Annotated in this window: 19 protein-coding genes; 5 read left to right on the top strand and 14 right to left on the bottom strand. The window is 70.9% G+C overall.

Going from position 1 to position 23,245, the window contains the following annotated elements:
* Window positions 1-123: 123 nt before the first annotated feature.
* The 10 genes from ACZ7JA_RS12500 to ACZ7JA_RS12455 all read right to left on the bottom strand — a co-directional run bounded on the left by ACZ7JA_RS12500 (window position 124) and on the right by ACZ7JA_RS12455 (window position 14,061).
* Window positions 124-2,856: a fumarate reductase/succinate dehydrogenase flavoprotein subunit gene (locus tag ACZ7JA_RS12500; protein ID WP_470808522.1), complete on the bottom strand. Its 2,733-nt coding sequence runs from the start codon at window positions 2,854-2,856 to the stop codon at window positions 124-126.
* 56 nt (window positions 2,857-2,912) lie between these two features.
* Window positions 2,913-3,707 (bottom strand): ABC transporter ATP-binding protein, encoded by a 795-nt coding sequence (locus ACZ7JA_RS12495; RefSeq protein WP_470808051.1) that lies wholly within the window; start codon window positions 3,705-3,707, stop codon window positions 2,913-2,915.
* Window positions 3,691-4,623, bottom strand: a complete 933-nt coding sequence (locus tag ACZ7JA_RS12490; protein WP_389447348.1) for an ABC transporter permease — start codon at window positions 4,621-4,623, stop codon at window positions 3,691-3,693. The genes ACZ7JA_RS12495 and ACZ7JA_RS12490 overlap by 17 nt, the downstream gene beginning before the upstream one ends.
* Entirely contained in the window at window positions 4,620-5,966 is a 1,347-nt protein-coding gene (locus ACZ7JA_RS12485) for an ABC transporter substrate-binding protein (protein WP_470808050.1), read from the bottom strand. Before ACZ7JA_RS12485 ends, ACZ7JA_RS12490 begins: the two co-directional genes overlap by 4 nt.
* Window positions 5,967-5,981: 15 nt before the next feature.
* Window positions 5,982-6,209, bottom strand: coding sequence for a 4Fe-4S dicluster domain-containing protein (locus ACZ7JA_RS12480; RefSeq protein WP_030180763.1), 228 nt, complete (start codon window positions 6,207-6,209; stop codon window positions 5,982-5,984).
* A gap of 39 nt (window positions 6,210-6,248) precedes the next feature.
* The gene (locus ACZ7JA_RS12475; RefSeq protein WP_351663640.1) at window positions 6,249-7,037 is read right to left on the bottom strand and encodes a GntR family transcriptional regulator; all 789 of its coding nucleotides are present in this window, start codon (window positions 7,035-7,037) and stop codon (window positions 6,249-6,251) included.
* A gap of 211 nt (window positions 7,038-7,248) precedes the next feature.
* Complete coding sequence (gene metX / locus ACZ7JA_RS12470) at window positions 7,249-8,391, bottom strand: homoserine O-acetyltransferase MetX (protein WP_470808049.1); 1,143 nt, start codon at window positions 8,389-8,391, stop codon at window positions 7,249-7,251.
* A gap of 5 nt (window positions 8,392-8,396) precedes the next feature.
* Window positions 8,397-9,758 carry a bifunctional o-acetylhomoserine/o-acetylserine sulfhydrylase gene (locus tag ACZ7JA_RS12465; protein ID WP_351663642.1) on the bottom strand — a complete coding sequence of 454 codons (1,362 nt, stop codon included), beginning with the start codon at window positions 9,756-9,758 and terminating at the stop codon, window positions 8,397-8,399.
* Between the two features lie 359 nt (window positions 9,759-10,117).
* The gene (locus tag ACZ7JA_RS12460) at window positions 10,118-10,969 is read right to left on the bottom strand and encodes an MBL fold metallo-hydrolase (protein WP_351663644.1); all 852 of its coding nucleotides are present in this window, start codon (window positions 10,967-10,969) and stop codon (window positions 10,118-10,120) included.
* A gap of 200 nt (window positions 10,970-11,169) precedes the next feature.
* The gene (locus ACZ7JA_RS12455) at window positions 11,170-14,061 is read right to left on the bottom strand and encodes an nSTAND1 domain-containing NTPase (protein WP_470808048.1); all 2,892 of its coding nucleotides are present in this window, start codon (window positions 14,059-14,061) and stop codon (window positions 11,170-11,172) included.
* A 314-nt stretch (window positions 14,062-14,375) separates the two neighbouring features.
* Here ACZ7JA_RS12455 and ACZ7JA_RS12450 point away from each other — a divergent pair, with 314 nt between their 5' ends.
* A complete protein-coding gene (locus ACZ7JA_RS12450; protein WP_450752015.1) occupies window positions 14,376-14,795 on the top strand; it encodes a hypothetical protein in 420 nt (139 codons plus the stop codon).
* Between the two features lie 294 nt (window positions 14,796-15,089).
* Here ACZ7JA_RS12450 and ACZ7JA_RS12445 read toward each other — a convergent pair whose 3' ends face one another.
* The 4 genes from ACZ7JA_RS12445 to ACZ7JA_RS12430 form a co-directional block, all read right to left on the bottom strand.
* Complete coding sequence (locus tag ACZ7JA_RS12445; protein WP_470808047.1) at window positions 15,090-15,869, bottom strand: hypothetical protein; 780 nt, start codon at window positions 15,867-15,869, stop codon at window positions 15,090-15,092.
* 11 nt (window positions 15,870-15,880) lie between these two features.
* On the bottom strand, window positions 15,881-17,311 hold the full coding sequence (locus ACZ7JA_RS12440) for a selenium-binding protein SBP56-related protein (RefSeq protein ID WP_351663652.1): 1,431 nt from the start codon (window positions 17,309-17,311) through the stop codon (window positions 15,881-15,883).
* Between the two features lie 293 nt (window positions 17,312-17,604).
* Window positions 17,605-18,171, bottom strand: a complete 567-nt coding sequence (locus tag ACZ7JA_RS12435) for a putative immunity protein (protein ID WP_470808046.1) — start codon at window positions 18,169-18,171, stop codon at window positions 17,605-17,607.
* Between the two features lie 365 nt (window positions 18,172-18,536).
* Window positions 18,537-19,496, bottom strand: a complete 960-nt coding sequence (locus ACZ7JA_RS12430) for a GlxA family transcriptional regulator (protein ID WP_401132808.1) — start codon at window positions 19,494-19,496, stop codon at window positions 18,537-18,539.
* A gap of 119 nt (window positions 19,497-19,615) precedes the next feature.
* On the opposite strand from ACZ7JA_RS12430, the gene ACZ7JA_RS12425 reads away from it, so the two are divergent.
* From ACZ7JA_RS12425 to ACZ7JA_RS12410, 4 genes are all read left to right on the top strand, one after another.
* The gene (locus tag ACZ7JA_RS12425) at window positions 19,616-19,915 is read left to right on the top strand and encodes a putative quinol monooxygenase (protein WP_351663656.1); all 300 of its coding nucleotides are present in this window, start codon (window positions 19,616-19,618) and stop codon (window positions 19,913-19,915) included.
* A gap of 69 nt (window positions 19,916-19,984) precedes the next feature.
* The gene (locus ACZ7JA_RS12420) at window positions 19,985-20,533 is read left to right on the top strand and encodes a PaaI family thioesterase (RefSeq protein ID WP_389297906.1); all 549 of its coding nucleotides are present in this window, start codon (window positions 19,985-19,987) and stop codon (window positions 20,531-20,533) included.
* A gap of 264 nt (window positions 20,534-20,797) precedes the next feature.
* On the top strand, window positions 20,798-21,403 hold the full coding sequence (locus ACZ7JA_RS12415) for a hypothetical protein (RefSeq protein ID WP_351663660.1): 606 nt from the start codon (window positions 20,798-20,800) through the stop codon (window positions 21,401-21,403).
* A 455-nt stretch (window positions 21,404-21,858) separates the two neighbouring features.
* A complete protein-coding gene (locus tag ACZ7JA_RS12410; RefSeq protein WP_470808045.1) occupies window positions 21,859-23,079 on the top strand; it encodes an MFS transporter in 1,221 nt (406 codons plus the stop codon).
* The last annotated feature ends 166 nt before the right edge of the window (window positions 23,080-23,245 follow it).

Below are 23,245 nucleotides of genomic sequence, written 5' to 3'. Positions count from 1 at the left end.
CGTCATTCTGGAGATCGGCGACCAGAGGTGCTCGGCGCGGACTTCCGGCATCCGGCGATCCCCGACGCCACCGAGCTGTTCGCGAACCGTGCACGCGACGGTGCCGCCGCCCCGTGTGGACCATCACCTCACGGAGGCGGGCGAGGCACTGCGGGACAGCGCCCGTGTCGCATAGGCCCTGACGTCCGCGTCCGAGTCCGTCGTCGCGGTGGCCAGGGCTGTTCGGGCGTCCTCGACGGCACGGTGGCGGATCAGGGCCAGCACGGCGGCCTTGCGGACATCGGCGTTGAGGTCGTCGGTGAGGGACTTGGCGAGGGCCGGCACGGCCAGGTCGGAGTCCGCGGCGGACAGAGCGGTGGCGGCGCCGGCCCGTACCTGCCAGGCCGGGTCGGACAAGGCCGCCTCGGCGCGTGTGGCCAGGGCGGCCGGGCAGCCCGTCGTACCCAGAGCCTCGTAGGCGGCCCCACGCACCAGGGCGTCGGAATCGTCGACGAGCGCGGCGAGGGCCGAGCGGACTGCCGTGTCCGAGCTTGTCCCCAGGACAGCCAGGGCCTTGGCGATCGTGACGCGGACCTCGCGGGACGGATCGACGGTCGCCGCGCGGGCCACCTCTGCGGTGGCGTCGACAGAGACGAGCGCGCGCACGGCCGCGACGCGTACGGCGATGTCGGAGTCCGAGAGGGAGTCCGTGAACAACTCCACGTCACCGACCCGCAGGGCGCGCAGCACGTCCAGTGCGGCGGCGCGGACGGCGGGGTCGGCCTCGGACAGGGCGGCGGCGAGGCCGTCACGCAGGGCCGGTTCCGGCGGCAGCGTCTCGACCAGTTCGCGCAGGGAAGCCGCCGCGGCGGCGCGGACGCCGGCGTCGGTGTCGGTGAGCGCCGAGGCCAGTGCTGGCCCGGTGCCCGGCGGCACTGTCTCCGTCAGGACCGCGACGGCCGTCCGGCGCACGCCGGGCTCGGGGTCCGTCAAGTAGGCGGTGAGCGCGGAGAGATCGGGCTCGTCCTCCGCGAGAGAGAGCAGTTCGAGCAGACGGGGTGTGGCCGGCGCATCCGCGTCGGCCCGGGAGTGGGCGACTGTGTCGGCCGGGGTGGGTTCCTGCCGCAACGCCACCGGTGCCGCTTCCCGGGCCCCTGCCGTCGCCACCTGTTCCGGGTGGACCTCGCCGAGGTGCCGGGAGGGGCCGCCGGCCGGGGCGAAGCCGTCGACCGGGACCAGGTAGGGAGCCACCGGACGGGCCGTGAACTCCATCGCGCCGGAGGGCGACTTGTACAGATCGAGATGGTGGAACCAGGAGGCGTCGTCGCGCCGCGGATGGTCGAGCCGGTCGTGGTAGAGGCCCCAGCGGGACTCGGTGCGGGCCAGGGAGGCGCGGGCGGCCATCTCCGCGCAGTCGCGGATGAACGTGACCTCGGCGCAGCGCATGAGTTCGTGCGCGGTGCGGGCGCCCATCGCCGCGATGTCGTCGCGCATCCGCTCGAAGGCCTCCAGGGCGAGGGAGAGACGGGCGCCGGACTTCGGCGGGGCGACGTAGTCGTTCACGAAGCGGCGCAGTTTGTACTCGACCTGGGGCTGCGGCGGGCCGTCCGCATTGCGCAGCGGCCGGTAGATCATCTCGTGCGCTTCGCGGAGCTGGTCGGCGGGCAACTCACCCTCGTAGGGCGAATACTGGGAGGCGTCCGCGCCCGCGAGGTCGCCGAAGACGAACGCGCCGATCATGTAATTGTGCGGAACGCAGGCCAGGTCCCCGGCGGCGTACAGCCGGGGGACGGTCGTACGGGCGTGGTCGTCGACGCGGACGCCGGAGGCCGAGTGGCCGCCGCACAGGCCGATCTCGGAGATGTGCATCTCGACGTCGTGGGTGCGGTAGTCGTGGCCGCGGCCGGCGTGGAAGACCCCTCGGGTGGGTCGCTCGGTCGAGTGCAGGATCGACTCCAGCGCGGAGACCGACTCCTCGGGCAGGTGGCTGAGCTTCAGGTAGACCGGGCCTCGGTCGGAGGCCACCTCCGCCGCGAACTCGGCCATCATCTGGCCGGACCAGTAGTCGGAGTCGACGAAGCGCTCACCGTGCCGGTTCACCTGGTAGCCGCCGAAGGGATTGGCGACATAGGCGCAGGCGGGGCCGTTGTAGTCCTTGATCAGCGGGTTGATCTGGAAGCATTCGATGCCGGTGAGTTCCGCGCCGGCGTGGTACGCCATGGCGTAGCCGTCGCCCGCGTTGGTCGGGTTCTCGTACGTGCCGTACAGGTAGCCCGAGGCGGGCAGACCCAGCCGGCCGCAGGCGCCCGTCGCCAGGATCACGGCACCCGCGCGGATGGTGACGAACGCGCCCGTGCGGGTGTGAAAGCCCACCGCTCCGACGGCCCGCCCTCCTGCCGTCAGCACCCGCACCGGCATCACCCGGTTCTCGATGCGGATCCGCTCCCGCATCTCCCGGCGCCGCAGCTGCCGGTAGAGGACCTTCTTGACGTCCTTGCCCTCCGGCATCGGCAGCACATACGACCCCGAGCGGTGCACCTGGCGGACCGCGTACTCGCCGTGCTCGTCCTTCTCGAACTTCACGCCGTACGACTCCAGCCGCTGCACCATGGCGAAGCCGCGGGTGGCGGTCTGGCGGACGGTGGACTGGTCGACGATGCCGTCGTTCGCGCGGGTGATCTCGGCGACGTAGTCCTCGGGTTCCGCACGGCCGGGGATGACCGCGTTGTTGACGCCGTCCATACCCATGGCGAGCGCGCCGGAGTGGCGGACGTGGGCCTTCTCCAGGAGGAGGACGTTCGCGCCGTGTTCGGCGGCGGTGAGCGCGGCCATGGTGCCGGCGGTACCGCCGCCGACGACGAGAACGTCGCAGCTCATCTCCTCGGCGTCGGTGAGGGCCGGGATCTGCAGGGGGATGTCCACCGGGATGCCTTTCAAGAACCGAGTGACGTGAGGACTTCGCGCCGCAGGGCGATGCGCGCCGGATCGTCATGGGCGGAGCGGTCGCGCGGTCGCGGTACGTCTCGTACGGCGATGAGGCGGCCTTTGCCGAGCAGGGCCACGCGGTCGCCGAGGAAGAGGGCCTCGTCCACGTCGTGGGTGACGAAGACGACGGTCGCACCCGTGCCCTGCAGAACCCGCACCAGCAGGTCCTGCATGCCGGCGCGGATCTGGGCGTCGAGGGCGCCGAACGGCTCGTCCATCAGGACGGCGTGGGGCGTTCCCGCGAGGGCGCGTGCCAGCTGGGCGCGCTGACGCTGCCCGCCGGAAACGCGGTGCGGCAACTGCCGGGCCTGCTCGGCGAGCCCGACCCGGGCCAGCCACGCCTCCGCCTGCGTGCGGCGTTCGGTGCGCGGCACCCCGCGGATGGCCAGCGGGAGTTCCACGTTGGCCCGCAGGGTGCGCCAGGGGAGCAGGGCGTCCTCCTGGAAGACCAGGGCGCGTTCGGCGGACGCGCCTGCCAGCGGCTGCCCGTCCTGGCTGAGTTCTCCGGAGAGCGGGGGCAGCAGGCCGGCCAGGGTGCGCAGGAGGGTCGACTTGCCACAGCCCGAAGGACCGACGACGGTGAGGATCTCGCCCGGCGCGATGTCCAGGTCGACGCCGGCCAGGACGGGGGCGTCGGGGCGGCCCAGCGTGGCGGCGTGGAAGGTGAGCCGGGTGCCGCGTACGGGGGACGATGCCTGCTCCACCGTATGGAGGTCCGGCTTGGTGTCAGACGAGGTGCTCATCGCGTGCCTCCTCGGGGTCGGAGGGCTTGTCGGTGCGTGCGGCAGTGGTGGCCGGGCGGGCGGGCGGGCGCGTGCGCGGTGCCGCCGGCCGGCCTCCGGGTACGTACGACGTACGCGGCAGCCACCGGGTCAGGCGTCGGCCCAGGAGTTCCACCGCGGTGGAGGTGAGCCAGCCGAGGACGCCGATGGTGACCATGCCGACGAAGACGCCCGGGTAGTTGACGATCGTGTAGTCCTGCCAGGTGCGGTAGCCGACGCCGTACTGGCCGGAGATCATCTCGGCGGAGATCACGCAGATCCACGAGACGCCGATGCCGATCGACAGGCCGCCGAAGATGCCGGGCAGCGCGCCCGGCAGGACGACCGAGCCCAGGATGCGCCACCGGCCGCCGCCCATCGTGAGCACGCCCTCCTCCCACACGGGGGTCAGCGCACGGACGGCGTGCCGGGTGGAGACCAGGATCGGGAAGAAGGCGGCGGTGAAGGTGATGAAGACGATGCCCTGTTCGTTGGAGGGGAACAGGAGGATCGCGACGGGGACCAGGGCGATCGCCGGGATCGGGCGGACCACTTCCAGAACGGGGCCGAGCAGGTCCTCGGCGAGACGGGAGCGGGCCACGAGCACGCCCACCACCACGCCCAGCACCGTGGCCAGCAGGAAGCCGGTGAGGATGCGGGTCAGGCTGTCGGTGAGGTCGGTCCAGTAGTCAGGCCCGGAGAGACGGTCCGCGAAGGCGTGAGCGATGTCGGTGACCGTGGGGAACTGCGAGAAGCGCAGCCACAGATCGACGTCCAGGCCGGTCAGGAGCTGCCAGAGGCCCAGGGCTGCCGCGAGGGCGCCCACCCGCAGCGCGTACCGGCCGAGCGGCGGGAGGGGTCGCTGGTCACGGCCCGCTCGCGGCGCGGGCCGGCTCATGCGGCACGCTCCAGGGCGTCGGCGTAGGTGATGACGCGGGCGCCGCCTTGCGCGGAGACGTACGCCTGCGCGGTCGCCGGGGCGACGAACGGCAGGAGCTTCTCGCCGTCGGCCACCCACACCGCCTTGTCGGCGAACCACAAAGTGCCGGTGGTGGCGTCGGGCACGTAGGCGGCGCGGATGCCGTCGTGGTGGGCGGCCACATACCTCAGGAGCTGTGCCGGGGACTTGAAGGCCTTGGTCTCCTCGGCGCTCTGCGGCCACGCCTCACTGGCGGCCGCAGGGGGAGTAGCGGCGAGCTGCTTCGCGTACGACGCCCCCAGGGCCTTCTTCACGTACTGGTCGTCGACGAAGGAGTCCACGTCCACATCGCCGGTCAGCTTCGCCGCTTTCAGGACCGACACGTCCTGCTTGAGCGCGGAGACGAGTTGCGGCTTGACTGCCGGATCGAAGGTGGAGATGCCGTGGGCGCCGTTGTAGAGGTAGACGACCTCCGCGGGCAGGCCGGTGGCCTTGGCGACCTTCTCGGCGGCGGCCACGGGGCGGGCGTTGAGGTATTCGGTGGCCTCGGCCTGGGCCTTGAGGAAGGCCTCCAGCACGGCAGGACGCTGCTTGGCGAAGTCCTCGCGGGCGGTCACTCCATGGAAGGTGGGCAGGTTCAGCTGAGCGCCGTCGTACAGGGCCTTCGCCTTGCCCTGGAAAGCGAGCAGACCGGGCCAGGCGACGAACTGCGAGAGCGCGTCCGTGCTGCTCGCGGCAAGCGCCGAAGCACCCACGGCGGGCTGCTGGTTGAGCTTTTTGATGCCGTCGTTCGGGTCGATGCCGGCGCGCTGCAGGGCCCGTACGAGGGTGCCGTCGGCGGCGGAGCCCACGCTCGTGGAGACCTTCTTGCCCTTCAGGTCCGTCAGGGAGGTGAGCTTGGAGCCGGGGGCGGTGACGATGGTGTTGAGGCCGCCCCGGAGGTTGTAGCCGGTGACGGAGACCAGGTGGGTGGGCTTGCCGAGCTGCTTGCCGCGGGCGGCGTTGATGAGCAGGGGGAAGTCGCCCATCGAGCCGATGTCGATCTTCCCGGCGGTCATCTGGGCGGTGATGGGGGCGCCGGTGGCGTAGTCCTGCCAGTCGACCTCGTATGTCCTGCCGTCGTGGAGGGAGTTCAGCTGCTTCTCGAAGTAGCCGAGCGAACGGAGGAGCGTCCCCGCGGTGACGGTGTTGATGGTCTTGGACTGGTAGCCGACGGTGACGGTCACGGTGGAGCCGTCACCGCCTGCCGCGGCGTTGCCGCCGCAGGCGGTGAGCGGCGCGAGGAGCAGGGCGGCGGCTGCGGCAAGTGCTGTGCGTTTCACGGGAGGTGTGACCTTTCACCGGAGCAGGTAGGGCATGTTGACCGTGACGGCTCCGGTGGGACAGCGGGCCGCGCACGGGCCGCAGTACCAGCACTCGTCGACGTGCATGTACGCCTTGCCGGTGCTGTCGTCGATGGCGAGGGAGTCCAGCGGGCACATGTCCACGCAGAGGGTGCAGCCGTCGATGCACTTGGACTCGTCGATGGTCACGGGCACGTCGGCCCGCTGGGGTGCCAAGGGCATGGCTGTCTCCAGGGAGGTCGGACAAGGAGGGTGGTCGCGTCAGAGGGAGCGGTGCAGCAGGCCGCTCATCGTGATGCGGTCGCCGCGGAAGCGGATGAACTCGAGATCGACCGGACGGCCGTCGGAGAGGTGGGTGAGGCGTTCCAGCATCAGGACGGCGGCGCCCTGCGGGGCTTCGAGGACGGCAGCGGAGTGGGCGTCGGCGTTCACCGCCTCCAGGCTGATCTCCGCGTGGCCGAGACGCCGGCCGGTGAGCGTCTCCAGGAGCCGGAAGATGTCGGTGTTCTCGAGGTCCTGGCCGAGCAGGGCGGTGCCGAGGTCGAGCGGGATGTACGTGAGGTCGAGGGACAGGGGCAGGCCGTTCAGCCGGCGGAGACGTTCGATGTAGAGGACGTCGGCACCGGGCGGGAGGCGCAGCCGGTCGGCCACCGGGGCGGGAGCGGGCACGGGGCCCATGGTGCGGACCTCGTTGGTGACGTGGCCGTGTTCGCGAAGGGTTTCCGCAAGGCCCATCAGGCGGTCCAGACCGTGGAGGTACTTCTGGCCTACGACGACCGTGCCGACGCCGGGGAGGCGTTCCACCAGGCCCTCGGCTCGAAGCAGGTCCAGTGCCTGGCGGACGGTGTTGCGGGAGGCACTGTAGTCGGCGGCGAGGGTCGTCTCGTGGGGGAGCGCGCCGTCCGGGAACTCCCCGGCCAGAAGCTGGTGGCGGAGCAGGTCGGCGAGCTGGCGTGCCCGGTCGGCGCGCAGCCGTCGCCGCGCACGGTGGGCGGCGACGGTGGTCGCGCCTTGGCCGGCGTGGTCTCGGATGCGGTCCGCGGTTGACATGTTTTGGACCCTACCTATCTGGTAGGGAAAGCGGTGTTGCCGGAGTATTGCGCCACCTGACACGCAATCAGCCATCATCTGACCTGGGGTTTCGTCGGACGGACGGGAAGATCTGCCAGTGTGTTCGCCGGTGGCTGGCGGGATCGAGCGGCGCACCCGCCGCCGCGAGCGCGCTGACTTGGACGGCGAGGCCACGGCCACCCCACGCGGTCTAGTCGACGAGTTCGCCCACGAGTTCGGCGACCTGATCCACTTCGATGAGGAAGCCGTCGTGACCGTACTGGGATTCGACTACCCGGACGTGATCCGCTGTTGGGATCCCGGCCGCCAACTCCGCCTGCTGGGACAGCGGATAGAGGCGGTCCGAGTCGACGCCCGCGACGAGGGTCCTGGCTGTCACACGGCTCAGGGCGGCGCGCGTACCGCCCCGGCCGCGACCGATGTCGTGACTGTTCATGGCCTCTGCCAGGGTGACGTAGCTGCCCGCGTCGAAACGGCTCACGAGCTTGGCGGCGTGGTGGTCGAGGTAGGACTCGACCTGGAACCGGCCGCCGTTCCAGGGATCCTCCGTACCCTGCGGTGCGCGGCCGAAGCGGACCTGAAGCTCAGGCTCGCTGCGGTAGGTCACATGGGCCAGGCGACGGGCCAGGCCGAGCCCCGCATGCGGGCCGAGCCCGGGGCCGGCGTCGTGGTAGTCACCGCCGCGCCAGTGCGGGTCGCTGCGAATGGCATGGAGCTGGATGTTCGCCCAGGCAATCTGCTCTGCGCTCGTCGCGGCCGTCGTGGCGAGCAGCAGCAGCGCCCGAGTCCGTTCCGGATGCGACACGGCCCATTCCAGCGCCCGCATCCCGCCCATCGACCCGCCGACGACCAACGCCCAACGGTCGACGCCCAACGCGTCTGCCAAGTCCGCCTCGACGGCGACCTGGTCGCGCTGTGTCAGGAAGGGGAAGGCACTGCCCCAGCGGCGTCCATCCGGGGTGAACGACGACGGTCCGGTGCTGCCCTGACAACCGCCCAGCACGTTCGGAGCCACGACGAACCAGCGGTCCGTGTCGAGCGCGCGCCCGGGACCGATGAGCCCGTCCCACCAGCCGGGAGTGGGGTGCCCGGGCTCGGCGGGCCCGACGACGTGGCTGTCGCCGGTCAGGGCGTGCAGGACCAGCACCGCGTTCGAACGGTCGGGCGCCGGCCGCCCCCACGTCTCGAACGCGAGCCGCACCCCCGGAAGTTCGCCGCCCACCTCCAAGGGAATCGGTGTGTCACGCTCGTACCACTGGCGACGCCCGGGCGGGTCCCCCTCCCGCCAGGCCCCGGAGGCCGGCGGGAGGGGGACCTCGTACGGCGTCACCACGGTGTTCAGGACGCGCCCTTCGCCGCGCGGAACCCTGCCTCCAGGTCGGCCTTCAGATCGGCGAGGTTCTCGATGCCCACCGACAAACGCACCAGGCCGGGGGAGGTGCCGGTGGCCGCCAACTGCTCCTCGTCGAGCTGACTGTGCGTGGTGGACGCCGGATGGATGATGAGGCTGCGCACATCACCGATGTTGGCCAGGTGACTGAAGAGCTCCACCGCGTCCACGAACCGTTTGCCCGCCTCGACACCGTCCCGCAGCTCGAAGGAGACCACGGCACCGGCGCCGCGCGGCAGGTACTTCTGCCCCGCCTCGTACCACTTGCTGGACTCCAGCCCCGCATAGTGGACGGCCGCTACCTCATCCCGCTGTTCCAGCCATTCGGCCAGGGCCTGGGCGTTGGCCGAATGCCGTTCGATACGGAGGCTCAGAGTCTCCACGCCCTGCAGCAGCAGGAAGGCGGAGTGCGGCGAGAGGGCCGGTCCGAGGTCGCGGAGCAGCTGCACCCGGAGCTTCACGGCGAAAGAACCCGGGCCGAGCGCCGGCCAGTACTGCAGCCCGTGGTAGCTGGGGTCGGGCTCCGTGAAGTCCGGGAACCGCTGGGCATGAGCCCCGAAGTCGAAGGTGCCGCCGTCGACGACGACACCCGCGATCGCCGTGCCGTGCCCGCCCAGGAACTTGGTCGCCGAGTGGACGACGATGTCCGCGCCGTGCTCGATGGGCCGCAGGAGATAGGGAGTAGGGACCGTGTTGTCCACGATCAGCGGCAGCCCGGCCGCGTGCGCAACGTCCGCGACCGCTCGTACGTCGAGCACGTTGCCGCGCGGATTGCCCAGCGTCTCCGCGAACAGCGCCTTGGTGTTCGGCCGGATCGCCGCCCGCCAGGCATCGAAGTCGTCCGGGTCGTCCACGAACGACACCTCGATGCCCAGCTTGGGCAGAGTGTGCCGGAACAGGTTGTACGTGCCGCCGTACAGCGACGTAGCGGAGACGATGTGGTCGCCGGAGCCGGCGAGCGTCAGGATCGCCAGGGTCTCCGCGGCCTGCCCGGAGGAGAGCGCTACGGCCGCGACCCCACCCTCAAGGGCGGCGATCCGCTGCTCGAAGACGTCCTGGGTGGGGTTGTGGATGCGGGTGTAGATGTTGCCGGGCTCGGCGAGCGAGAACAGGTCTGCGGCGTGCTGGGTGTTGCGGAACACGAAAGACGTCGTCTGGTAGATGGGCGTCGCCCGAGCGCCCGTGGTCGGGTCAGGGGCGGCCCCGGCGTGGATCTGCTTGGTCTCGAACGACCAGGCCGAGAGGTCGGGCCCGGTGGACGGTTCTTCAGGGGTGTGGCCGGCGGTGACGGAGTCGATGGGCTGGCTCATGGTGGTGCTCCCTTGTGCGGAAGGCGGAGATGCCCGCGATACGGCAGACGGAAAGGCGCGAAGGAACCACAGGGCTGAGAGCCGCGACCGGAACGCGGGTGGCGGTCAGCGCAGTGCGGTGGAAAGAGTGGGAAAGGCCGGGCCGGAGGCCGGAGCGCGGACTCAGCTCACGGCAGAACAGAGCGTGGTGGTGACACGCACGTAGTCAACGTGGCGGCGGGTCACGAGCACGGTCATGAGGCCAGATAACCACATGGGGGTAGCCGCGCACCAGCGCAACGCGAACCCTCCAGCGCTGGCGGACATCGGGGCCGATGGCTTCGCCCGAGCCGCCCGGTGCCCGACGCGTCGTCCGCGGGTCAGGCGAGAGGGGAAATGATCTCGAAAGGCTGCTGGAAACGGACGGGGATGCCGGTGGCGGCGCTCTGGCGGTCCAGCCACGCTCTCGTGCGGTCGAACTTGTCCATGAAAGAGGGCAGGGGCCGCAGCGCCCGGTCGAGCGACCGGAAGAAGTTGTCCCAGTGCACCGGCACAATCAAGGACGGCCGGGTAGCGTCCACCACATGTCGCCAGTACTCGTCTTGGAACTGCTCCGACTGTGCACCTAGGGCGCCCACGCCGAGATACAGGGCATCGACGTTCAGATCGTCGAATTTGCCCGGCACGAAGTTCGCGCTCGGGTGGATGAGCAACGACCCGCTGGGGTGGGCGACGTGGAAGGAGTAGCAGCCGCCGTCGCGGTAGTCGCCTACCTTGGCCGGCGGCACCAGTGGTTGCTCGATGGGGCCTGGGAAGCGGTTCCCTGGACTGTGCTCACCCTCGAAGACGCGAACAGTGAAGGCTCCTGCAGTCACAACGTCACCGTCGCCGATGATCGCCATCGAGGCTTCACCCAGACCAGCGCCGCGCCCGATGTTGAGGGTCGAGGACGACCCGTACATCACGCCGCCCAGACGCCTGACGATCTCGGGAGCGTCCATAGCGTGGTCATAGTGGGAGTGAGCGACCAGGAGCGCATCGAGGCGACTGATGCCTGCCTTCGACAGCGCGTGGGTGACGCGCTTGGGATTGGGAGCGACACGCCCGAACGCGACGCGCAGCAGCGACGGTCTGCTCAGGAAGCCGTCGATCAGCACGCCCGAGACCCCATCGTTCAGGTAGACGGTTGAGGTTCCCAAGAAGGTGGCGCGTACCTGAGCGTCATCGACCATGGCCCGATGGTAGGGGTCGAAGGCCGGTGGACGGAGGTCGGGGCCAGATCCGCCGGCCTGTGTCGATGGGTTCGGGAGCTACTGCAGTCGTCATCGTGCCGGGTGGAACACGATCTGCCGGTCGCGGTGATCGTAAGGAGATGTGCCGTGATGTTCGTGGCCACTGCGGCAGAGCCTGTTGAGTACTGGTGTCACCTTCTTCAACACGGCCGACGATACGGCAGTTCGCCAAAATAGTGACGCCACTGGTCGTGGGTAAGGGGCTGGCCGGCGTAGGCACATGCGTGGATGACGAGCTGGCCGAAATCGGTCGGCAGCGTGTGGGCGGTCCCGTCGAACACGGCGGTGACCACCTGCTTCCCGTCGGGAGTGAACCTGAGCCCCAGTACCGCCGTCGTGAATCCCGCGAGTGCGACCTCCTTCTGCGGCCGCCGAGGTGAGGAGACTCGCCAGACACGGGCTGTGCGGTCGTCGCTGCCCGCCGCCAGCATGCGGCCGTCGGGGCTGAACTCGACGCTGCCGACCACGTCGGTCGGCCCGTCCAGCCCGGCGAGCAACACCGGCCGGTGCGTTCCCGTGACGCGCCACAGTTTCACGGGACGGTCACCGCCGCCGGCTGTGGCGAGGACAGAGGTGCGCGGGTTGAACGCGACGGAGAGAGCGGTCGTGGTGTGCGCCCGCCAATCGGCCCGCTTCACAGGATGAGCAGGGGACGTCGTATCCCAGAGGATGACGCGTTCGTCGCCGCCTCCCGCGCTCGCCAGCAGCCGTCCGTCCGCGCTGAAGGCCAGGGACCGGACCTCGTCCCGATGGCCGTGCAAGCTGAGGCCGCGGACGGGTCTGCTGACGGACCGGGTGTTCCACAGCACCACCTTCCCGTCGCTGCCGGCGCTGACGAGGGTCTGCCCGGACGGGCTGAAGGCCAGGGCGCGGACCGTCCTCGTGTGGGTCTGCACAGTGGAGAGTCGGCGCGGTCGGCGCGGATCGGCGACGTCCCACAGGGTGAGCATTCCGTCGGCTCCCGCGCTGGCCAGTACGGCGCGACCGGGGTCCATGGCGACCGCGTAGACCGCCTCCTTGTGGCCGGTGAGCACGGCTGTTTCGCGGGGGTGACGCGGAGCGCGCATGTCCCACAGGCGTACGGTGCGGTCTCGTCCTCCCGTTGCGAGCACCGTGCCGTCGGGGCTGACGTCGAAGGCGTACATCTCGGCCCTGTGCGCGGTCCAAGTGGACATCAGCGTACTGAGCAGCGCGTCGCGGCTGTGCCGGCCGGGCCGTAACCGGTAGGCGGCCAGGGCGATCTGTGCGGCTAGCCCCGGTGACCGGTGCGACAGTTCGGTGGCTGCCGCGCTCGCGTTGTGGGCGACGGCTTCGTCGCGCTGGGCCGTGACCTCCCGGTCGGCGTGCACCGCGAGGAAAGAAGTGGTCAGGGACACCCCGAGAAGCACCGCTGACGCCGCGATCATCAGACGCCGTCGGCGCCTGCGCCGGGCAGTTGCCGCCAGGTCCGCGCCTTCCGCGGCCAGACTCGCGTCAAGGAACGCCCTTTCGCGTGCAGTGAGGACCGCGCCCTCGGCCTGAGCCAGAGGGCGAGCCGCTTCCAGTCGTGCACCTCGCAACAGGGCACCCGGGTCCTGCTCCAGGTGCGCCCAGGTCGCGGCCGCTTCCGTCAGTTGCCGGTGGGTGCGCAGAACCTCGCGGTCCTCCGCGAGCCATCCGCGCAGTCGCGGCCACCCGCGGATGAGTGCTTCGTGCGTCAGTTCCACATGCTGGCCGTCCAGGATGATCAGCCGTTCAGCGGTCGCGCGATCGACGATCGCCGTGGTGTCCGCATCGGTGGACAACTCGGAGCGGCGGATGCGGCGCTTGGTGTCCTCGACGGTCTCCCCGACGGCGACAAGCCTCAAGAAAAGGTGCCTGGCTGCGTCCTTCTGGCGGGCGCTGAGCGCTTCGTAGAACCGTTCTGCCGTGTGAGTCAGGGCGTGCTCGATCGATCCCGCGGCCCGGCAGGCCTCCATGGTCAGCAGCGTGCCCCGGCGGTGCCGCCATGTTTCCAGAAGCGCGTGGGAGAGCAGCGGAAGCATCCCGGCGTTGCCCTGCGCCTGGGCGATCAGGTAGGCCAGCAGCCGCCCTTCGACTCGGCAGCCGACCACGTCCGCGGGGCGGCAGATGGCTCGTTGCAGCTCCTCGCCATGCATCGGCCCGAGCGTCACCATCGCCGCGTCGAGGGCCCTGGCGAGTTCGACGTGTGCGATGCAGTGGGCGTAGAAGTCCGCCCTGACACCCAGGACGACGCGGCACGCACTGTTCTCGGCACGGGCGGCCAGGAGGAGAGCATCGATGAAATGGCGCCGTTCCTCGGGGCGGGTGCAGAGGGTGAAGAGTTCCTCGAACTGGTCGACGACCAGGATCACTGCGTCATGGCCGGGCCTGTCGGTGACGATCTGACGCAGGAGGAGGTGCAGGTTCCCGGGATGCGCGCGCACCTCCTCCAGCAAGCGGCCTGGCGTGGTGCCGACATGGCCGGCCAGCCGTACCGCGAGCTCTTCCAGCGGCCGGACGCCTGGTGTGAGCGTGACAACGGTCCGGCCCTCGGATCGCAGGCTCGCTGACAGCCCTGCGTGGAGCACCGAGGACTTCCCCGCTCCGGATGCGCCGAAAAGGGCGATGAGCCGTTGTTCTCCGAGCCGCCTGCCCAGCTGCTCGACCACGCGTTCGCGCCCGAAGAAGAACCGGCTCTGCCGGGAGCCGAAGGAGGCGAGTCCCGGGTAGGGCGAGTCGCCCTCATCCTGCGGGGGAGCGGTGCGCGCCGGGCCCTCCGCGTGAGCGATGGCTGCGGCCGTCGCGTGCCAGAGGGCCTCCCATTGCTCCACGTCACCGCCGCAGGCGCTGACATAGCCCCGGGTCACCTCCAGGGACGGCAGCCTCCGGCCCGCGGCGGCGCTCGACAGAGTCGCCACCGAATAGTGCGCGCGCGCCGCGAGATCGCGGTAGGGGGGCCCACCTGCCGTCCGGCGAAGTTCCCTCAGCCCTGCGGCGAACCTGACCACGGGGGCGTCGCCCTCAGGCAGCGGTGACTCCTTGCGCGGCATGCTTCCCCCACGATCCGACCTGGTCTGCAGCAAGTGTTCCCGGCCGGCGGAGGCCACCGGTGCCTGGGCGAAGATTTTCGGCCCGTTCGTCACCGTTCCGTGTGACGGGGGCCGGCTCTTGCGATCGGCGCACGATGCCTGGCGCCCGGAGCCGGCTGACCGGACGGGCTCGCGTGCGCTGGCCGGCGATGTGATGTTCCGCGATTGATTGTTCACCGCCGCCGCCCGGACACCGAACAAGGGATTCCGGCTATCCCTGAGCCGAGGCCCAGGGGACCGCCCAGGGCCCGGTACTCCCTCACATAGGAGGCTCGATGCGTTCAGTACTCGTCGCGGCAGCGGTGTTCGGCCTGATCGTAGGAAGCGGCGCGGTCGCCGGAGCCGCGGAGACGGCTGAGGCGGCCGACGCGAACTGGGCATGCGCCAAAGACGTGTGTCTCCGGGTGGGCAGCGAGGCGCAGATGAAGGATGCGCGCGGATGCAACCACAAGGTCTGCATCAGCGTGACCGGCAACGCGTCCGGCTACACGACCCGAGGCAGTTACAGCGGCACGAACCGGTTCTACGGCCACATCAACGTGTGGGGCCCCAACATGAGGGTCAACGGCCAGGACAGCGCCTATCCCGGCGTCGTGGGGTCCGGCAGGGGAACCGGTCAGACCTGCGCCGAAGGGTGGGAGCTCTCCGGTGGCACGTACACCTCCGTGGGACTGCCCTGCAAGGACGTCAGCTGAGGCGCGGGACGGGAACCTGGTGACGAGGTGAGCTGTGGCCGGTCTCGCCGGAGACCGGCCACAGGACACCACGACGCTGGCCGGCGTACGGGCAGTGGATGCGCCCGGAGCGCGCCGCCCTTCGGGGCACCCGGGCGATTGGTGGAGGGTGGCCGCCCTCTCGCCGCCGAAGAGCACATCCGATACACGCCCCAGCCGTTTGCGGCGCCGCCGCGTACGAGAAGGCCGCCGCCACCTCCTGCCTCTGCGGCTCTCAGGACGCCCTCCGGTATCCGGTCCGTGTTCGTATCGCGTTCAGCGGCCGGCCGCTATGAGCAGAGAGAGAACGGTGGCGACGGCCGCCAGGGTCACTGCTGCGCTGATCGGGACCGTCCGCACCCACCGACCGGCGGGTCGTTGGCGGCGGGCGAGGCCGAGTGCCACCCGTGCGGCCTGGCCGAGGACGCCGGCGACGGCGGCGAGGAGGAAGGGCAGGAGGCCGTCCGGGAGCGGGACGGCACTCGTGACGAGCACGCCGGCGAGTGGGCTGAGGCAGGCGAGTGCGAGCCAGCAAGCCGTGCGCCGTCCGGGCTGGGCGGCCAAGAGTGCGGCCAGGGCCAGGCCTTCCCCTGCGGCGTGTACGAGGAGCGCGGCGATCACGGCGGGGGAGGTGGTCAGGGCGAGGGCCGTGCCTTCCACGAAGCGGTGCACGGCGAGTCCTGCCGCCGCACCGACGCCGCCCGCACGTTCCCGCCCGCACGGGCAGCCGGTCCGGGCAGGGGCGCCCATGAGGGCGAACGAGGCGAGCGCTGTGAACGGCACCGCCCACGGCGGCAGGCCGGCCTCGGCGGCCTCGTCCCACGCGTCGGGCAGCAGATCGAGGACAGCGATGACCAGCAGGATGCCGGACGCGGCGGCCGGCACGAGCACGGTAGGGCCCGGTACCCGCCGCGCCGCCCAAGCTCCCGCCATCGTGGCCAGAGCCACCAGCGATGCTGCCACCAGCGACGCGGCCAGAGTCAGCAGCCCGGCCGAATCTCCGGCGTGGTGCGTGCCAACCGCTTCGAAGGCGCAGAGCATGGTGCTTCTGGTCACCGGCGCTGGGGTCAGCGGCGGTAGCAGTAGGAGTCGGAGGAGGCGTCGCCGCCCTGCAGGCGTGTCTGGTGCACGCGCAGGCCGGCGAAGTCCTCGCCGTGGGGGAAGAAGCGGCCGTCCACCGACAGCCCGCCGCGGGAAGTATCGGCGTCCAGCTTGACCATCCACGGCTCGATGCCCGCGGGATAGAACTGCTCGTCCCAGGCGGCGTACAGGGAGTTCGTCAGGTATACGCGCTGCCCGTCGCGGCTGACCTCGACCATCTGAGCCCCGCCCGTCAGAGGCACGTCGGGCGTGGCGGGGTGCGGTCGGCGGGCGGTGATGCCGCCGAGCCGAACGGCCGCGGTCCGCCTGGGCTGCCGCGGGTCGCTCACGTCGTACTGGATGAGGTCGCCGGTGCCCCACGCAGAGACGTACAGCCACCGGTCGTCCACCGAGAGGTCGATGTCGGTGATCAGCGGGGGCACGGCGCCGAACGGCTTGAGCGCCGGAGGCAGGTCTTCGGCCGGGGCGGGCTCGGCCGGGAGGGTGATCACCTTGGTGACGTGGAAGTCCTCGCCGTCGCGGTCCCAACGCCACACCGAGGCCGACAGGTCCTCGACGTCGACCACGGTGTTGGTGAACCCCCAGGTGGCCTCGGGGTCGTGCGCGGGACGCAGTTCCAGGACCATCTGGTGGGCGTCGCCCAGGTCGACCTGCTGCAGGTGCCGGCCGGTGCCGAGTTCCCAGAAGTGCAGGCAGTGGCCGTATCGGCGATCCAGCAGCAGGTCGGGGACGAGACCGTCCTCGATCATGGAGGGCGTTCCCCACTCGCTGGTGACGGCGATGTTCTGCGCCAGGTGCCACCAGACGTCGTAGGCGAGGTGCTGCGGCCCGCGCTCGCTCTCCCAACCGCGCAGCACCTCGAAGCTCTCGTGATCCAGGAGCGCCACGCCGCCGGGCCCGTCCGCGCCGTCCGCGCCGCCCAGGCAGGACAGGAAGACGCCGTCGGGACCGCAGTGCAGGGTGTGCGGGCGCGAGTACCCGGCCCGGGTGGCCAGTTCGCCGGGCTCGACCGTCTTGACCAGGCGGGGACGGGCCGGATCGGGGACGGTGTCGAAGACGTGCAGCCTGGAGGAGCGCAATCCGGGGACGATGAGGTAGCGGCGCGTGGCGTGGTGGTGACCGGCATGGGCCAGCGCGCTCGAGCAGGCGTTCCAGCCGAAGTGGTGCAGTTCGTTGCCCACGCCGGGCACCTCGGCGTGGGCGATCACCCGGCCGTACGCCGCGGAGTCGGGGTCGGTGCCGACGGTGAACAGCGCGTCCGGGCGCGTTCCGGCCGGGTCGAACCCGACGACGTAGGCGAGTTCCTCCCTGGGCGCGGCGACGGCGTCTGCCGGGGTGCGGTACAAGGTCGAATCCTGGTGGCCGTCGTGGTCGTGCGGGTGCTCGGTCGTCGTCATCGTGTGTTCCCCACTCGGCGAACATCAGGGCCAGGAACCGGGTGAACCCCCGTCACGGACGGGCCGGCTCTCTCGTCCGCCGTCGACGTGCGGTGAAGGACGGATATGCCACTGTTTCCGAGCGTTTCACAGTCCCCGGGGCCCTGCCACGGCGGCTGGCGGCCGCAAGGGAGTGTCGCCGCTTGATCCCGCTGCGTCCCCAGCGGGCGGCCGGCGCCCCCGCTGACATGGCTCGCCCGTGTCGTGCTCTCTGCTGGTGGCGTCGGGCGTCGACCGCAGCCGGACCATCGACGTCACTCCGTGAAGGCGAGTGAACGAAGCTCGGCGTCCAACCGGCGGATCAACTCACCGACCCGTCCGCCCCCGCCTGGTGCCGCCGGGAAACGTCTGAGTACGTCCACGACAACCGGGGTCGCGTGTCGCGCCGCTCGCTCGAGTTGCTCCGAAGCAACGCTCCGATCTTCACCGGCGGCCAGTTCGGCCGCTCTGGCCGCGTAAGCGCCGGCTCCGAGGATGTGCTTGACCTGGGTGGCCTTGGCGAGTGGATGGAGATAGGCGGCGCCTGCCGCGGACATCGCCGCCCAGGCTGCATCGCGCGCTGCCTCGGTGTCCGCGCTCTTGGCCGCCTTGAGGGCCGCCGACGCTGTGTCGCGCAGAGACTTCCCGCGCTCGCCACCCCGAGCGAATTCCCACGCGGCAGCGACAGCGTCTCGGGGTCGCGAGTCGTCTGGCTGATCGGCCGCGAATATGACGAGCGCCATCTCCGCGCACGCGGCGGCGAACGCGGTCACCTCACGAAGTTCCTGCTTGCTCAGAACGATCTCGCTCCCGTTAGCTGCCATGAACTCATCCTTGACCACTGCCCCGACCGCCTTCAAAGCGGTTCATGGAGGAGGCTTGCCTTCCTGGGCCTTTGAGATGTCTCACGGGACGCATGATCGTCAATGCGATGTCATGCGGCCCGCTCTCGTTGACAGGCTGACGACGGCGAGGGCGGTGTCGCGGGTGAGGGGGTCGGCGAGTTGGCCGAGTCCGGTGTCGATGCACTGGTGCCTGCGTTACGCCTCCACGCCCATCATCGTGCTGACCGACAAGCCGGAGCCGTCCCAGGTGGACGAGGGCGAGGCGGCCGGCGTCACCGGACTGCTGGCCAAGCCGTTCGGCGACGCCCGGCTGCTCGCCGAGCTGGGCCGGGTGCTGCGCCAGGGCCGGGGCGCCCCCGCGGTCACCGGGTGCGCAGACCCGCCGTGGTGGCGCCGGTACGGGCGCGCAGCAGCGCGCGCAGGGTGGCGGCGTGCTCGTACCCCACCTTGCGCGCGATGGTCTCCAGGGACAGGTCGGTGGTCCGCAGCAGATGCGTGGCCTGTTCGACCCGCAGGTCCTGGACGAACCGTACGGGCGTCGTGTTCATCACCCGGCGAACCGTGCGTTGGAGCGTGCGCTCGCTGACGCCGAGGGCACGCGCGGCCTCGGCCAGGCTGTTCGGTGTGTCCAGGTGCCGGCGCGCCCAGTGTTCGAACGCGGCGATCAGCGGGTCGCTCTGCGCGAGGGCGCTCGGAATGGTGTACGCGGACTGCGAGGGACGCTCGTCCACGACCAGGTACCGGGCGACCAGGTCGGCGAGAGCGGGACTCGCCATCCGCACGACGGCGAGCGCCAGGTCGACGTGGCCGAAGGCGGCACCCGCCGTGGTCACCCCCTGCGTGGCGGTCACCATGCTGCTCTCGTCGAGCACGACCTTCGGGTAGCGGCGGCGGAAGACGGGCGCGAGCCACCAGGTGGTCGTCGCGCGGCGGCCGTCGAGCACGCCCGACTCGGCGAGCAGGAAGGTGCCCGTGCAGGCCGAGGCCACCGGCGCGTCCCGGCCCCGGTGCTCGGCGACCAGATCCCGCACCTCGGCCAGACCGGCCCCGCCGACCCGCTCCAGCAGCGCCTCCGGTCTGCGCTCGGCCAGGGCGGGCACGAGCAGCAGCTCCGTGCCGTCCGTGCTCCCCGCGGGCTCCGCCGTGACGAGGTGCCCGGCGCCGGTGCGCACCTGCGGAGTGAAGGCGATCGTCCGGACGTTCCAGGCGGGCGGGGGCTGGGGCAGCTCGCCGCGCATGGCGTTGGCCGCCTCCAGCACGTCCAGAGCAGCGCAGAGCCCCGAGTCGAACACGCCGTCGTACACGAGTACGGAGACATCCATGTCGGGAACGGTATCAGAGCTGTCGTTTCCGACACTGGGGCCGAGCCCTTCGGCGACCTAGCGTGAGTGGTGTCGCCGGTGCCGCAGAGCACCGCACACCGAGCCGAAGGAATCCCGTCATGAACAACATCGGCCTGCTGGCCCGCATCGAGGCCAAGCCCGAATACGCCGACGACATCGCCCGGATGCTGACCGAGGCCGTGCGCCTCGCCGAGGAGGAGAAGCGGACCGTCACCTGGTTCGCCTTCCGGGAGAACGCCACCACCTTCGGTGTCTTCGACACCTTCGAGAACGACGACGACCGCACGGAACACCTCCGCGGACGGATCGCCGCCGCGCTCATGGGCGCCGCGGACACCATGCTCGCCTCGGCCCCCGACATCCGGCCGGTCGACCTGCTCGCGGTCAAGCTGCCCTGATCGGCCCCTCACGCCCCGCGAACCCCTTGAGTATGTGAACGACGAGAAGAACACGGAGATCCACCGACCATGACATCAACGCCCTCCGCCGCGGCGCCGGACACCACAGCCCCGCGCGAGGCGGGACCCGGCGTCCGCTCCCGGACCCACACGTGGGAGCCGCCCACCAGCTACGCCGACGGCGCCGGCCGCTCGGGTCTCGAGGTGCTCCGAATGTGCGTCGAGGGCCGGTTCCCGCAGGCACCGATCTGCGGGACGCTCGGCTTCCGTCTCGTGGCGGCGGAGCACGGCCGGGCCGTCTTCGTGGGCGAACCCGCCGAGCACCTGCTCAACCCCATGGGCACGGTGCACGGCGGGTTCCTCGCCACGCTCCTCGACTCGGCTCTCGGCAGCGCCGTGATGTCGACGCTCCCCGCGGGGCGCGCCTACACCACGATCCAGCTCGGCGTGAACATGGTGCGCCCCGTCTTCCCCGACACCCCGAGCCTGCGGTGCGAGGGCACCGTAATCCACGCGGGCCGGACCACCGCGACGGCCGAGGCCAGGGTCATCGGCTCCGCGGACGGGAAGCTGTACGCCCACGCGACCACCACGTGCGCCGTCTTCCCGCTGCCGTAGCGGAGTCGCCCGTCAGCCGGTGCTCGCGTGAGCCGGTCGCTGCGCGGTCCGCGTTCACACCGTTCCATGAGACCGGCGCCCCACGGGTGGGCCCTCTCTCAATAGGGAGGGCCCACCCGCTGTCGAGCCGCGTACGCGCGTGTCACACGATGTCGACATGGCAGCCCTTCCGCACAATGAGGCGATGGCATTCGAGACGACCCGACCGTGGCCGGTCCGCCACCGCACCCGCCTCAGCGGCTCGACCTCGGACGGCAGCCGGACATGACCGGACCGCACCCCGCGGACGAGAGCAGCCGGCACGAGCCCCGGCAGGTGCCCTATGGCGAGTCCCGCTGGCCGATGGCCGCAGCCGTCATCGCCGCCGCGGTGCTGACCCTGCTGCTGCCCGACGACCTTCGCCTGGGGCCCCGCTGGGCGCTCCCCGCCGTCGAAGGGCTCCTCCTGGTGGCGCTGATCGCCGGCGACCCGGGCCGCATCAGCCGCCGCTCGGCCGCTCTGCGCGCGATCTCGATAGCCCTGGTCAGCGTGCTGGCGTGCGGCGCGATCTGGTCGACCGTCCGGTTGACCGACGACCTCGTGCACGGCGGCAGCGAGACCAATTCCGCCGACGCCCTCCTGCAGGCCGGCGGCAGCGTGTGGGCCACCACCGTCCTCGCGTTCTCCCTGCTGTACTTCGAAATCGACAGCGGCGGAGCCGCCGCCCGGGCCCACTACGTGCCGTCCGCCCTCCCATGGCGCGGACACGGGACGTTCCCCGAAGCCGCATCCCCGCAACGTGACGCGCATCAGGTGCGGTTTGCAGGACGACCTGTTTCCCAAATCGCCGGGGTGTCCGAGGCGGCTACCAGCTTGGAGGCGCTGGACTGACACCGGGCGGGGCGCCCGATCTGAACCGTCTCCGTGGTGACGGCGCGCGTCGCACACGTCCCGTACGGCATACGCACGCCTACCTCGACCGCATAAGCCAGTCGGCGTCCGCGCCCAACGCGTCCCGTCTGACACGGGGTGGGCCTTCTGCGGGGGAACGCCCACTCGTCAGGGGGCCCGCCCAAGTCCGCGCTACGTATGTCGGTGGTGTCCCGACGCTTCAGGGAAGCGGCGGTCCTGGCCCGCCGGTGAGTAGCTGCACGCGGGGGCGCGATCGGTGAGTCATGACGCATTCTCCCTGGTCTCGCACCACTGACAGGCGGGCTCCGCGCACTCCCCGGAGGTTCCGCCGGTGCTAGGGAGAGGACAGAGCGACAGGGGCCCTCGGCAGGTGAGGACGGGGTCCTGGGGGCCGGCCTTGACCTTGCCGCAGGGGTAAGCCCCAGCGTTTGGCCATGCGGATCTTCATGGATATCGAGCCGCTGCGGCATAGGGACTTCCGCAGACTGTGGCTCGCGGGTGCGATTACGACGTCGGGTGCTCAGTTCACGGCGGTGGCCGTACCGATGCAGATCTACGGTCTGACCGGTTCCTCCGCAGACGTTGGACTCGCGGGCCTCGTCGGCTTCGTTCCGATGGTCCTCGGATCGCTGTGGGGAGGAGCCGTGGCGGACACCGCCGACCGACGTCTGGTGCTGCTGTGCACCAATGCCGCGATCGGGGTGGCCTCGCTGCTGCTGTGGTTCCAAGCCGCGGCCCACCTGCGTTCGGTGGTGCTACTGCTCGTCCTTGTGGGGCTGCAACAGGCCTGCTTCGGCGCGAACGCCGCCGCAGGCGGCGCAGTCGTTCCACGCCTGGTGCCCGCTGCAGTCCTCCCGGCGGCGAACACGCTGCAGTCGACGGCTTCCTGGTCAGCAGGAATCGCCGGCCCGCTGCTGGCCGGCGCGCTGCTGCCTGTTGTGGGGAGTCCCACGCTCTACTTGATCGATGCCGTGGCGCTCACGGCGACGCTCCTGGCCGTGTGGCGCCTTCCGCCCCTGTTGCCTGTAAGTTCCGGCGGACGCGGCCTTGGCAGGAACGGCGTGTTGGCCGGGCTCCGACTGCTCACCACGGACAAGGTCCTGGTCGTCACCTACGCCGCCGACTTCTCAGCGCTCTTCCTCGGCCTGCCCTACGCGGTGTACCCGCAACTCGCCACAGGACTGCGCGGCGCTGACGTCGTGGGCGTGCTGTATGCGGCGATCCCGGTCGGCAGCGTGCTGGCCGGGCTGCTGTCCGGGACGTTCACCCGGAACCGTCGCTATGGCCCCGCGATCTGCGGCGCGGTCTGCTGCTGGGGCGGGGCCATCGCCGGGTTCGGCCTGGCCCGGTCCCTGGCAGCCGCTTCAGGCCTGCTCGTCCTGGCCGGCGCTGCGCTCACCGTGCTGAGCGCGTACCGCAAGTCCGCGCTTCAAACCGTCGTCACCGACGAGCTGCGAGGTCGTCTGCAAGGCGCCGACACGGTGATAGCCGCCGGCGGTCCCCGCCTCGCGGGCCTGGCCCACGGTGCAGCGGCCTCCCTGGTCGGTCCCATGTGGGCGGTCACGGGCGGAGGTCTGCTGGTGGTGGCGGTCATGCTGGTGCTGTATACGGCGGTCCCGGATTTCAGGCGCTTCGCACAGCCGGGCATCGGGTGACATGTGCGAGGCGGGTGTCGGTGCGGGCCCGGACCCAGACGGGGCGCAGGTCGACGCCCAGACCGGCGGCCGATTCGTCGCGAAGTGCTCGGCGCCGGGTGGGGATGAGCGCCCCGGTCTGCGGGTCGGTCGGACAGTGGGCGCCCGCAGACCACAGGGCCGAGAC

The organism is Streptomyces sp. NPDC038135 (assembly GCF_055601245.1).
This window is presented reverse-complemented; position numbering and strand designations above follow the sequence as displayed.